Source organism: Vibrio sp. YT-15 (assembly GCF_033337445.1).
GTDB lineage: Bacteria > Pseudomonadota > Gammaproteobacteria > Enterobacterales > Vibrionaceae > Vibrio > Vibrio alginolyticus.
Genome location: NZ_JAWOQR010000002.1, coordinates 543,395 through 555,868, shown reverse-complemented (window position 1 = coordinate 555,868; position 12,474 = coordinate 543,395). Strand labels below are relative to the sequence as shown.

The 12,474-nt window shown below is 40.1% G+C and carries 11 protein-coding genes; 3 read left to right on the top strand and 8 right to left on the bottom strand.

The window, feature by feature from the left end; all coding sequences use genetic code 11:
• The first annotated feature begins 231 nt into the window (after window positions 1-231).
• Window positions 232-477: a DUF1040 family protein gene (locus R7D93_RS06710; RefSeq protein ID WP_053307025.1), complete on the top strand. Its 246-nt coding sequence runs from the start codon at window positions 232-234 to the stop codon at window positions 475-477.
• Window positions 478-539: 62 nt separating this feature from the next.
• Here R7D93_RS06710 and R7D93_RS06705 read toward each other — a convergent pair whose 3' ends face one another.
• The 8 genes from R7D93_RS06705 to R7D93_RS06670 form a co-directional block, all read right to left on the bottom strand.
• Complete coding sequence (locus tag R7D93_RS06705; RefSeq protein WP_153904563.1) at window positions 540-716, bottom strand: hypothetical protein; 177 nt, start codon at window positions 714-716, stop codon at window positions 540-542.
• Between the two features lie 305 nt (window positions 717-1,021).
• Window positions 1,022-1,489 (bottom strand): Mov34/MPN/PAD-1 family protein, encoded by a 468-nt coding sequence (locus R7D93_RS06700; protein ID WP_053307026.1) that lies wholly within the window; start codon window positions 1,487-1,489, stop codon window positions 1,022-1,024.
• Entirely contained in the window at window positions 1,479-3,257 is a 1,779-nt protein-coding gene (locus R7D93_RS06695) for a ThiF family adenylyltransferase (protein WP_053307027.1), read from the bottom strand. The genes R7D93_RS06700 and R7D93_RS06695 overlap by 11 nt, the downstream gene beginning before the upstream one ends.
• 5 nt (window positions 3,258-3,262) lie before the next feature.
• On the bottom strand, window positions 3,263-4,588 hold the full coding sequence (locus R7D93_RS06690; protein WP_053307028.1) for a CBASS cGAMP synthase: 1,326 nt from the start codon (window positions 4,586-4,588) through the stop codon (window positions 3,263-3,265).
• On the bottom strand, window positions 4,585-5,679 hold the full coding sequence (locus R7D93_RS06685) for a CBASS cGAMP-activated phospholipase (protein WP_053307029.1): 1,095 nt from the start codon (window positions 5,677-5,679) through the stop codon (window positions 4,585-4,587). Before R7D93_RS06685 ends, R7D93_RS06690 begins: the two co-directional genes overlap by 4 nt.
• A 565-nt stretch (window positions 5,680-6,244) precedes the next feature.
• On the bottom strand, window positions 6,245-7,156 hold the full coding sequence (locus R7D93_RS06680; RefSeq protein WP_053307030.1) for an alpha/beta hydrolase: 912 nt from the start codon (window positions 7,154-7,156) through the stop codon (window positions 6,245-6,247).
• Between the two features lie 265 nt (window positions 7,157-7,421).
• Window positions 7,422-9,299 (bottom strand): ATP-binding protein, encoded by a 1,878-nt coding sequence (locus R7D93_RS06675; RefSeq protein ID WP_213869193.1) that lies wholly within the window; start codon window positions 9,297-9,299, stop codon window positions 7,422-7,424.
• Window positions 9,300-9,307: 8 nt separating this feature from the next.
• Window positions 9,308-10,417 carry an SIR2 family protein gene (locus R7D93_RS06670; RefSeq protein ID WP_053307031.1) on the bottom strand — a complete coding sequence of 370 codons (1,110 nt, stop codon included), beginning with the start codon at window positions 10,415-10,417 and terminating at the stop codon, window positions 9,308-9,310.
• Window positions 10,418-10,981: 564 nt separating this feature from the next.
• On the opposite strand from R7D93_RS06670, the gene R7D93_RS06665 reads away from it, so the two are divergent.
• Window positions 10,982-11,497, top strand: coding sequence for an adenylate kinase (locus tag R7D93_RS06665; protein ID WP_054728525.1), 516 nt, complete (start codon window positions 10,982-10,984; stop codon window positions 11,495-11,497).
• Between the two features lie 81 nt (window positions 11,498-11,578).
• Window positions 11,579-12,349: a sulfite exporter TauE/SafE family protein gene (locus tag R7D93_RS06660; protein WP_213868253.1), complete on the top strand. Its 771-nt coding sequence runs from the start codon at window positions 11,579-11,581 to the stop codon at window positions 12,347-12,349.
• The last annotated feature ends 125 nt before the right edge of the window (window positions 12,350-12,474 follow it).

Below are 12,474 nucleotides of genomic sequence, written 5' to 3'. Positions count from 1 at the left end.
TACTAAATTCAACGTTACTTTTGGTATTTGAGCTCAAATACACGACCAGAAAAGTGTGAAATACCAAAACTAGAGTTAAATTTTGGTATTGGTTTTAAACAGTAATACTTTGGGGAACACCTCAATTAAGATGTATATCCGCTAGACGTGTTGCCCCTTGGCGCTGATAATTAACATCATAAAAATTAATTCAAATATGTATTTTGACGTTAGACCACAAGGAGCACATCAATGCGCGACCCTAAAAGAATAGAAACTACGCTTTCACTTTTGAAGGAATTTTGGAGCAACAATACTGACCTTCGGTTCAATCAGTTGATATATAACCTTCAACGAGAGTTTTCACTCGAGAACGATGGTAAAGGGCAAATCACGGAAATCTCGCAAGAGGGTATTCAGCATGTTGGCTATGATCTGTTTTACATAGAAGATGACTTTTTCATTCAATTTCTAGAGAGGAAGCTAACGCAACAATAGCGCTAGTTTTTGGCTAGATAACAAAACACCTTTGAAGGCTGTGAAAGAATTACTAGTGATTGCTATTCAGCGTGAACTGCCTTAGTAAATGCAACGCACATCTGTTGTATAACATTACGGCGGACTTTCTTGATCTTGGGGGCACGATGCTCACTGACAATAACTCGACTCATCAAGCGAGTAACTGCTTCACGACGCTGTTGGTCGGAAAGGTGAATTTTTTTAGTTTCTTGTTTCATGTCGTATATCTTAGATGGCGAGCCGCGGATTTCATCCGATGACGATGATAAGTAAATATAGCTTTGACATTGTTACGTGTCTACACTCATCTAAACAGGTTCAATAGGAAGCGTCTCCATTAGTTTAAAGTCCGTGATATACCATTTTTTGTCAAAGCTCATCTACATCACTTAAGTTTAGGTTCGACAATTGGATTTTTTGTTAATTCAGCGTGAAAGTTATTGATGCAGTAGTACATGCATCGTCTTTCGTAAATCTTCTTTGCTCCAATCCAAGCTTCAGTGCCTTCTAAGAACTTATTCAATTACCTGCGAGAGGAGAGTTTTGATAAACTAGCCCCTTTCATCTTTCCGATCCAAAAATCTTTTATCCCGACAATGATAACTATCTTAGGTGTTCCCCCTTTGAGGTGTGTTGACCATGATGACCTATCTTGTTGCGATGGTTGAGGGAAGTCCTCGGGATGAGTATGCCACTCTCCGACATAATTAACCGTTCCTCCAGACAATTGGAAACAATCATCTACTTTCTGTTGATGGTGTTTGCCTCGCCTATCCACTAGGTTTCTCTGTCTAAGATCACCAAATCCGGGCTCAGACAGATCAGTAATAACTATATGCTGGCCTCTTTCTTCGCCAAGTAGCACACCTGCTGCTTCATTATCCTGCATTTCAGTTTGTTTATATTTTTCTAGAACGGCTAAAACATGTTCAGTAATTACGACGAGGTGTCCATTGCTATCTTGATACGTAAGCTCTCTGTCAAACTTCATTGCATACCACGCATTGCTTTTGAGGTAGCAGTACCTTTCTCTTTCCGGTGCGATGGCGAGGGTCTAAGATAAACTCACTGTAAGTCCAAGGCGTGCTTACATTAAGCGTATTTAATACAGCCTCCAACGCCATAGCAGCAGAAATCTGGCTTACTCCAGCGTCATAAACTGTATAAGTATTTCCACAGCTGACTTTTTTTTCTTTAGACAGATCTAGGTCTTTAAAGCGCATGTCGATATGGTCTTGATGGATACTCTTATCAACCGTCATACACCCATAGCAACTCAGATTGTCATCAACTAAAACCTTAGCTGCTCTACCATTACCATCATTGAACACATGAACGATAGTAGGCCGTTTGACGGACATCTGACGAACAACAAATGCTAGCCTCTTTGATACAGGGGGGCGACCAGTTGCATCAATAACAATATCGTACTTACTAAGCGTTCCTTCATTGATAGGAAAATTACTATCAAATCCAGAAATACTTTTAGCTAAGTGTGTTGAATTATTAAGCTTTTTAGCTAAAGCTGAGGCTTTATTGCTCCCAAAGTCTGATACAGAAAGTGTATGCCGAGAAAAGTTATGAGGCTTTAGAGTATCTCTATCGTAGAGATGTAAGCATTTCGCACCTAAGCCAGCTCCGTTTCGAACGAGCAACTCTGCTAAATATCCCCCTATTGTACCGCACCCAATTAGAGCAATGCTTTTTGAGCTTAATTCAAACTCCCTCTGTTGATTACGGCTTAATAAGGCGGATTTATCCGCTCTAGTAATTGATAACCGAGCGAACTTGGAGCAAAAACCTTTTCTAGACAAAATTCCGATCAGATTTTTGAAAGACGTTTGCTTCCTCTTTCTTCGGGTTTTCCGCGAACTAAACTGGCACTCAATACTATTTACATCTATCTCTAGATAAAGGGAAACCGGATCTTGCTTCTCAATATCAAGCACAACAATATTTCTTTTTGCTTTTGAGTTAGATAGGCATCGAACAAGATGATCTCTTGCGCTGAAATCAACTAGCTCAAGCCAAGATAGCACCTCTTTAAGATCTTGAGGCGGCCACTCTACACCGGATAACCGACTTGGACGAACCCAGACATAATGAGTTTTTATCGCGGGGCTCTCAGGACGAACCAACTCTAAGTCCCTTTGATTTAGCCAGCTTTGTAAGTACTGATTGGTCCGTAAGTCATGCTCTTTTTTGTCAACCTCTACGGTAATATACTCGCTTGACCGTAGCTTTTCTTTACCTGTCGCTCTTGCTAAAACGGATGTGTAAGTGGAGTGTCTTCGAAGTTCGCTGAGTGAATATAATTCGGCAGTGGAAGACCAGTAAGATACAAATTCATTATCAAGCTCCTCGTCTCCTTTGACTTCATTGTCCATAGCATTTACTGCAATATCCAATGTTGTCTTTATCTGAAGATCTACAGTTTTGTATAGTTCAACTAAGTTATTCGGATTCCAGTCAGCTTCCATTTGTTCGACGTAACACAGGTAGCCTTCATGAGATATATGAGGGATTAGCCGCCCTTGGAGAGCTAGCGGCATATCAATTACAAAGACAGTTGGAAGCTCAATATGCGGGTCACTCGCTTGTATCATTGCAACTTCAAACGCACCATACTTTGTATCGTGTCTTTTTATATAAACCCCACCTAAAATGAAGTATCTCTGTAAAAAGGACTCTTTTTTTAAACGGTTTATAGGTCTGTAACTATAACCAAGCTTAAGTAGAGCCTGATGAGTAATATTCACTATGCTTATCCACTCACCATTGAAGAACTGATTTGTGTAGAAGAGTTTGCTTTGGTTGGTTCCTGACTAAATGCAGGAGCGGCAGCCTTATGCTTAATAAGTTCTGGGTCAAAAACTCGCTCTCCGAAAACTAAAGACAACTTAGATAGAGCATCACTTTTTGATTCAGCTCTTTCTGCTTCTCGTAGTTGTTCGGGTAATAACCTCAACTTGCCAACAATGTCCCGTTCTCTATTAGTATGCTGACTTTCTGGCGGAAACAATGGTCTTTCATCAGTGCTATCTGGACTTTCAACCCCTTTAAGAAACTCTTGGTATAAGTTGTCAGCAACAACCTTCATTGTCTCTCCCATATCTTGAGCGTCAACAAAGTGTTGCTGCAAGACTTCAACCGTTGCAGCCATCAAACTGATGGATGATGGACCACCTACTTGCCACTGTGCATCACGCCAAGCTTTCATATACCTACATACTTTTCGCAAATGTTTACCTATACGGCGACACTCGCCTTCAAACCAATCTTCAACAATCTTTGGGTCGCTATTCATCCACTTAGCGCTACCAGGTTCTCCATCTCTAAGAGCAAGGTTTACATTTTCAGAGTCTAACTTTTCATACTCGAGATCATCTGCCGAATCTTGTATAAAGCCATATGCTTCCGTCCCTACTGACTCATACATTCCGCGACGATTAAAAGCCTTAAGTACAGCGGCTTCTTTTTCCAAGAACTGTTCTTTTGGGATAGCATACATTGGAACATCAATGTGTGTACGTTCTTGAGGGATTTTTATACGGGCACAAGTTCGTTTGCTATCGAACTCCCAGCCAACATTTTCTTCAACTAATGACATAAGGGACGCGTCAACTAGCAGAGTTAAAAGTTGGTGACCAATCTTTGGCTCTGACTCAAAGAAAGTCATTGGAAGGTAGGTCCCATCATCAATATCCATTTCTTGGCCTGGGTGAAAAGGGCGGTTTAAAGTTCTGTATTTGAAGCTACCCTGAGTCCAAAATCTAGGCTTCAAGGCGGAAAGTTCCTTTAAAGTATCTTTGTCCATTTGACTCAACAAACTACTTGCTTCAGTGATTTGTTGATTAGTAAGATACCGAAGCTTTGTGTTTTGTAGACGTGAGTACAGATATTCACTTTTTTGGCTAAATGCTGCCTGATCTTTGGCGACAGCCCCAATCTCCTCAAAGACATTTGTAATACGCTTCCGGATAGTATTACGAAGATACAAGAGCTTTTCATCTTCTTCTTTACTGAGAAGAAGTTTACCCATTAAGCCATCTTTTCGATTAGTGTAGTAGTGGTGTAGATTCCAATTCATGCTAAAGATCCCTTTTCATTTGAGGTATCAGATGTCACTTTAGATTTAAATGGCTCTGCCGGTCTAGAAAAGATCAGCTTCAGTCGCTTATCTTTTGCAAACTCTTCATTTGCCAACTGCTTGCCTCTAGAAGCTAGGTTGTCTAGTGCTTCAATACTAGAGTTATCAAGTGTAATATCTCCTGCAGCTTCATTTGGGACCCTACTATCTAAGTTAATATAGTTGCCGACGGCACCATGTACACTCAACTCTCTTTCTAGCATAAACTGATGTAAAATTTGATTAGCAGTCATAGTGGTGAGAACTAATCGCTCTCCTAATCCCCACATTCCTACGTAGCCCTTTTTAGCACTCAATATCTTCGGACTAAGTGCATACTCTTCCCCCATAGTCCCAACATTCAGAACATGAATATCTGAGTATGAAGCATCTGGAAAATCAGTTTTCATATCACCAAAAATCTCATGCAAACCTACAAAGCTAGGATTGTTCGCTATTAATCCTCCATCAGCAAAGTATGCTTTAAGGTCATCGCAAAAATATGGTTCGAAATAAGTAGGTGCAGCAGATGTGGCTAGAGCAGCATCCACTAACTTCAAAGGCCCATCACGAGTGAAGTTTGGGCTATGGGGCGTCTTAAAAAACTGAGGACGACCCGTTGATAAGTTGACGGTAGGTATCATCACTCGCCTATTAAGATCGTTAAATGTTGTGTTTTCACCAATCATTTCAATAATGGCTTCTTTCAATGGTTCCGTTTTATAAGTGGCACCAAATGCTTTCTTGATTGTTTTCAGTGAATTATTGAACCATTTATACCGAGGGAATATCTTATCGCCCTTGCTATAAAAAACATCCTTTAGCTCTCGTGCAGATTTTCCCTCGGCTAATCCTAAAGCGAGAAGTCCTCCAATGGATGTACCTGTGATCAGATCAAAGTAGTCACCAATCTTAATCGTCTTCTCGTTTGAAGACTCTTCAAGGATCCGCTCTAATTCAGCTAACACGCTAATAGTAAACAGGCCTCGGACGCCCCCGCCATTGAGGCTTAAGACTCGGACTGCATTTGAGGGAAGGAGGTTGTCGCTCATTTTTTTTCCTTAAATTTGATGTTACTGGAGCGCTTGATAAATGCCATCTGCATTTATAGTATTAACTCCATATATTGACACCTAAATAGTGAGTAAACACAAGATATGGGCATAAAAGGTATTTTTCAATAGCTTGAAAAGGACAAAATGAACGATAATTCCAAAGAGGGAGCTTTCTTGTTAGCATCCGCTAACCCTTGGCCGTAGGAAATGCCTTTTGTTGATATATACAGTGAGCATATTTGTGCATTAATTATCTGAGAATAATTTTGTATTGAATTTATATCGGCGCAGACGGGCCTCATGGATCATCAGGCTTGGTTAGAATTGTATAGACACGATTGTGTGCTTTTCGATACCAAAAGTTATCCACACTGCTCTAATTTAGCAAATTCCCTAACACAAAAATGTCCAGCTTCGAGCTAGCTACCTCTGGCTAGTTCAACTCGCACCAAAGCTTGTTGCACTTCGGTTACGTTTCCGATAGTCAGCTAGTTTTGATATGCAAAAGTAATGTGTGGCAAAACGCAAGACCTTACCCCATTTCTTTTTCTTCCTGTACTAACTAAGTTCGTTCTAACCATGCTCGAATCTGTTTGATAACGGCTGGTATCTCACTTTCTCCTCGCTGGTTTTGAAAAGCGTGATCTAAACCAGCGAGTAACACAAACGACACGTTCGAACGCGACTGCATCAGTTGCTCTGCTTGTCGTTTCGCCTGATCAGGTGAAACGTTAATGTCTCGCTCCGACTGCAAAATGAGAATGTCGGCACTGACCCGTTCAAGTATCGTCCTTTGGTCTAACGTCAGCATCTCTTTCCACCAAGCAAAACCATGGGAGCTCATATTGATGTCCATTGTTTCAGCGCTTACCACGGCTTGCTGAAAACCCAAGAAACCATTTTTTGCTTCTATCAAGGCTTCCGATGGCATAGTTTGCTCCATATTATAGAGAACATCATCAACGAAGAAGCGCCCACCAGCGTTCAAAGACACTAAGCTATCAACCGATGGAACTTGTGACGCGACCATGGCGGCAACTACGGCCCCTTCACTCCCGCCAAGTACAATAATGTGCTCATAATTACTCTCGAGTCTTTCGATCACTTGTCGGTAGTCTGCCGTGCGCTGTGTCGGTGAATCCTTTTGAATGTACGCTGTCGGGCAATCAGGGCTATCGCCATCGGGATTCCACCTGATCGCTTGGTTTAGCCCGTATTTCTCTACCGTGAGTAAATCAGCCTCTGGCGCCGTTTGCGAAAATAGGTCATTAATCGTCGTGCTGTGGGAGACGCTATTGCAATCAGAGCCTTGCATGATAACCAACAAGGCATTACTCGGATTTTCCGCCGTTTTGGTGAGGTAATAAATTAACGATGAGCCATCTTGCCGCTCGATACTATGGATAGTAGAAGACGCTTTGGCGACGCCAACAATAAGTAGCGGTATTACTAGAATTATCCGAATCAGGCCCATTTCAATCCCTTAAAATTAATATAAAAGTTAAAATTTTCACCTTTTGAGCACCGCGAATCGGTAAAGTTCATTTTGCCTTTAAGATTCTGAAAGGAGTGGTGACCTAAAGCTTAACCAGCGTTGTTGTCCAAGGACGTTCTGAAGCCAATCTCGGCAAACACGACTCTGCACCTTTCTGCGTTAGCAGAAAAACTATTTCATAATTTATTCAAGTGGTTTTGCAATACCACATGTTATCTGAAGTCTAGTATTTCATTGCCAACACCTAAAATGGTATATCGAGTGTATTTTGAGCAGATTCAAGCTTAAGGGCTGTAGCTTCATTTTGTGGCTCTTTGAAAAACTCGAACGTACTACTGTGAGGTTGTTCATCTTTTGATAATTCATTAATCCTCAGTTTTAGTGGGATTTGTGTAGATACCCCACTAAAAATACATACCCCTGTAGGAAGCGTTGGAATTGATTCTTCTGTGATACTGTCAATGTATGAAACTGCTCTAGAAATAGAATGTAGATCTCTTTCATTAACTAACCGATGTATGAAGTAATTGTGTGCTTGAGACGTTATTGTGTGAGAGATATCATTTGGCCTTTGGCTCGATATCGTTAAGAACGTACCAAACTTTCGTCCTTCTTTAATTATCTCTTCGAATGTTTCAAGTCTGTGGTCTTTCCATGCTTCAGTTTCCCTGAATGATTCATTAGAAAGTATGTTATGCGCCTCATCAATAATAATATTCAACGACTCATTACCACGAGACTTTTTCTTTTCATCGTAAACGGTCTTAGCAACAAGGAGTGGGAGTAATTTTTTGATGTCTATGTTTACTTTATCAAGCGAAATCACAACAAAATTCTTGCCATCCCAAATATTACCACCATTGAAATTGAGCACTTTTTCGATGTGTTTCTTCTTTTGTTTTAGCTTCCCAAGGACTGGCTTTACATGTTCATTAGTTACTCTGTCATATAATAAGTCTTCAATTAGTTGTATATAAACAAAATTAATGAAGTTATTGAATTCATTGGCTTCTAATTGAAATGTGTTTGTCTTTGAGTAGAGATTTGTGTTGGTAATATTGGGACTCTCTTCATTGCCAATGAACCCACTATTGACTAACGGTTTTGGAGACAGTAATTGTACTTTACCATCATTGTTATAAATGGTGATGTCACTTTCAAGATCATCGGCATTATTGAAGATCGAACGGAAGTAGCCGATAACGGTTGTAATTTTGGGCTTATCAGCTAGTAATAATGTCTTTTTGACTTGACTCTGCAAGATCCCTTTAACATATTGATCTGGATTATAGGCATCTTTAGCTGATTTATACATCCGCAATGCACGTTCAAGTAGAGGCTTTTGAGTCTTATCAGTTGCTTCACATATTATAGATATCACTTCAATATCTAAGATGCCATCTCCTGGTAAAGGTAGCTTTGGGCCATCACCCGTTCTTGTTGTTAAGTCATAAACTTTCTTCTTATTGGTGATGCAGTTTTCCGCTATGTATTCACCATTGAAGTCAAAAAGAATGAACTTACATCGCTGATTAAACTTTTCGATTCCTAGAGTGTTTTCTAGTCGTTGGTAGGCAGATTTATAAATTGCAGTCAATGTGTTAGATTTACCACTACCAGTATTTCCAAAAATTGCCATATGTGTGTTTAACAAGCCATCAATTGGTAATGATATTGGCATCTTGTCAATATGTGTTTCGGCTACCTCAATTGATTGCTCTTTGGTAGCAGTGCCAACGTTATGAACAGTAGAGATTTTATCATCAGTTAGAATATATGCTTCGTTACCAATCAATGGCAATTCAGCCGTGCCACCGACAAATTTGTTATTTCTATTGATGTACCCAGATAGTGAAATAGTAAGGAATCTTTGATACTTAGGAGATGTAGATTCGTTTGAGGTCAAAGTTGTATTCCTGTCTTCAATGAGTTTTTCACCTTCAATTTTGCCAATTAAACTGGTGAAACCTTTCTTAATCTCAATGAAGCTACCAACAGAGACATTTCTAATTATGGTTCCATTGTAAAATAGATCGGAAAGGTTCTTGTTCTTATACACGCGAATTGTAATGGTCTTTCCAATAACTTCGCAGACCTCACCAACTTTTAGTACTAATTCCATTTTTATTGTCATTGAGCAACCTCTAGAGGTAGGCAACACCCAAGTGCCTCATTGAACCTTGCGAAGTCAAGTCTTTCATCACCCAAGCCATAGACGATATCTACGTTATTGTGTCGATCAAATATCTTTTCTAGAGATATTTTACCCTCATTACTATATGCAAAGATAACAAGCTTTAGAGTAGAGTTTCTTAATGCACGCTTCGTGAGCTCTTGAATATGTTCATCAAGGAATGAAAAACCGAATGCAATAAGTGTTGTTTGTTCTTTATCTAACTCATTAGAGTATATGCGCATCAAGTCATAGTATGTGTGGTTAAGTAGAACTGTTTTGAACTTTTCTTTTTTAGGGAAGATAAGGTGGTACTTTTCGAGTTCCTTTTCAATCTCGGCTATAGATAAGTCTTTTTCTTGTGGAAGATTTTTTTGTTCGACCTCGTAAACAAGCTTTTCATTTGATGACTTAGGATTTGAGATCTTCCATGACATGGAGCCATGCATCTTAATCAAATTGATTGAAGGTATCTCTACCTTGTAGTCGTATAGGGAGCTTGTTTCATAACTGACGCGACTGAAACTACGTGTGTCATATTCATACTCAGAAAGAGTTGACTTAACTTTAAAGCCATCATTTAAAATAATGTTCTTGTAGCTTAGGGCTGCTTTCTCTATGAACAGATCATAATTGGTAGTGAAGATGTTCACTTTCTTAGGTAGAAGGTTATTTCTTCTTCGATCTAGCATTTTCCCTATGTTTTCAAAGAACTTCTTATAGTGGGTGAGCACACTAGAGATCGGTGGAGGGCGAGGTATGTCTCCAGTATAAATCAGTGAATTTGTTGGTGTCTGCACTTGAAGTATAAAATCATATTCTTTGCGTTTCGCTTCCTCTATCTTACCTTCGTTGTACAAGTTTTGAATTTGATCTTCTATATTACCCGCAACGATTATGGCTGGATTAGAAGCACCAGCCCCTAGTATGAAATTGACATTTGATGACTGAAAGATTCTAGTGAAGTAATCTTTGAAGTTATCATCTTTAGGTGCAAATCTAATTGTTTTCGCCATAAAACCCTTCACTTGAAATTGAAATTTCACCACGGGAGTAGATGCAAACATGCGCATAATCCCAAAACACAATATCACATGGTCTTTGTTGAACAAATCAGATTAAACTATTTGTAAGTTCACGGTTCTGATCTTTATGTTGTTACTGTACTGGGTGCGCGAATTTGGTCTGCGGTATGTAGATAGTTGGTATACTTTTCGGTTTTAGAAGTTATCCGAAAAACCAGAATGTCCTGAGCGTCGTAACTCGGAAATGTCCAGAAACGTGTTTCAGCGGATGGTCAAGAAAAATCATAAATACCTAGCGAGTAGTGAGCTGCGCGAGCGTCAGGAGTGGCTTGATTATTTTACTTTACCATCATGTCCCTTAAGTACCCTTTTGGCAGAGTGATGGTTTCACGCAGTGAGGCCATCTCCTTGCTAAGCCTTCAGGGACAAAAAAGCGTACACACTATTATACATAGTATGTACGCTTATAAGTCCCATAAGAAGCATTGCTATTAAAGGGTTGTCACTCACTCACTCACGAATAGACATTCTTTTTACTATATACTCCGCTATGGGTGGGTTTTCTGTCTCTACCGTATGGGAAAAGCTCTCTTGGAGGCGGTCACAATGCAAAAAATAGCAGTTTTTGGTAAACCCGGCAGTGGAAAATCGACGGTAAGTAAAGCAATCGCGTCTGCTACCGGTCTTCCTCTTCATCAATTAGATTCAATAGTCTATAAACCAAACGGTGATCCCGTCGAGCGTAACGTTTTTGATGAAGCCCATAGCAATATACTAAGCTCAGATCGTTGGATTATAGATGGCCTTGGACCGATCAGCTCTTTCAACGCTCGTTTAGATGCAGCCGATACTCTCATTTATATTGATCTACCATACTCCGTAAGCTATTGGTTTGTGACGAAACGTCTCCTTAAAGGACTATTCATAAAACCTGAAGGTTGGCCTGATGGTAGTTCGGTACTGAAAGGAACGTTACAAAGCTACAAAGTTCTTCAGCAATGCCCCGCATTCTGGAATGATGACTTTATGTATCGCCTCGAAGGGTACTCTCAAAGTAAAGCCGTTCATGTCATCAAAAACGTTACAGAACTGAACAATTTTGTTTTAGAGCGGGTAAAGTAAACCTCATATCAGAACATTAGAGCATGTAGGTTAGATCATCTGAAGCTCTAACAATGAAAAAGAACATAACAAGGATTGTTTATGCTTTTAGAACTCTCACTTTTATTCATTGCTGGCGTAATTGGTGGGATCATTAACTCCATAGCGGGAGGCGGAAGCTTTATTACTTTTCCGGCTCTATTGGCAGTTGGTGTTCCTCCTATTATGGCTAACGCAACAAACACATATGCTTCATGTGCGGGTTACATTAGTGGAGCCGTCGGGTTCAGAGAAGAGATCATGAAGAACAAGCATGAACTGCTGTTCACAGTCTCATTCAGTTTAGTCGGCGGCGCTGTCGGAGCATATCTGTTGCTCAACACGCCAGAATCGCTATTTATGGAAGCCATCCCTTGGTTACTCTTATTTGCCACCGTGCTTTTTCTCACCGGTTCTCGTTTAACAATGCTAATCAAAACTGTCGCGAAAGAGCACAAACATGCTGGCATACTCGGAGCAATCGCGTTGGGTTTACTACTTGTTAGTGTCTCTGCTTACGGTGGTTTTTTCAACGCAGGTTTAGGGGTTATTGTTCTGAGCTATCTGGTAGTAGCTGGCCACCAAGACATTAATTTAATGAACGGTTTGAAATTGCTCGTATCTACGTGTGTTTCACTCATTGCTATCGTGATTTTTGTTGCCAATGGCTCCATTGACTGGCGCACAGGTAGTGTTGTTTTGGTCGGTACGTTGGTAGGTGGGTATCTTGCAGCTCGTGTATCTCGTCAACTGAATCCCAATCATGTTAAAGGGTTTGTTGCTCTTTCTTCTATTCTCATCACTATCTACTTTTTCATTGATGTTTATGTTTAAGCAAAACTTGTACAAGTGGATAACACTCCTACAAAAACGCCAGCGCGAAAGATTAATGCAGATGGCTTAACGATTTTTTGTGTCACTCCAGCGAGGTTAGGAATCTAATAGCACTACACTGAGCG

Excerpts from the sequence above, each read along its gene's own strand:
- R7D93_RS06660 (WP_213868253.1), top strand. The coding sequence starts at position 11,579 with ATGCTTTTAGAACTCTCACTTTTATTCATTGCTGGCGTAATTGGTGGG.
- R7D93_RS06700 (WP_053307026.1), bottom strand. The coding sequence starts at position 1,489 with ATGAAGTTTGACAGAGAGCTTACGTATCAAGATAGCAATGGACACCTC.
- R7D93_RS06705 (WP_153904563.1), bottom strand. The coding sequence starts at position 716 with ATGAAACAAGAAACTAAAAAAATTCACCTTTCCGACCAACAGCGTCGT.
- R7D93_RS06710 (WP_053307025.1), top strand. The coding sequence starts at position 232 with ATGCGCGACCCTAAAAGAATAGAAACTACGCTTTCACTTTTGAAGGAA.
- R7D93_RS06675 (WP_213869193.1), bottom strand. The coding sequence starts at position 9,299 with ATGGAATTAGTACTAAAAGTTGGTGAGGTCTGCGAAGTTATTGGAAAG.
- R7D93_RS06680 (WP_053307030.1), bottom strand. The coding sequence starts at position 7,156 with ATGGGCCTGATTCGGATAATTCTAGTAATACCGCTACTTATTGTTGGC.
- R7D93_RS06670 (WP_053307031.1), bottom strand. The coding sequence starts at position 10,417 with ATGTTTGCATCTACTCCCGTGGTGAAATTTCAATTTCAAGTGAAGGGT.
- R7D93_RS06690 (WP_053307028.1), bottom strand. The coding sequence starts at position 4,588 with ATGAATTGGAATCTACACCACTACTACACTAATCGAAAAGATGGCTTA.
- R7D93_RS06665 (WP_054728525.1), top strand. The coding sequence starts at position 10,982 with ATGCAAAAAATAGCAGTTTTTGGTAAACCCGGCAGTGGAAAATCGACG.
- R7D93_RS06685 (WP_053307029.1), bottom strand. The coding sequence starts at position 5,679 with ATGAGCGACAACCTCCTTCCCTCAAATGCAGTCCGAGTCTTAAGCCTC.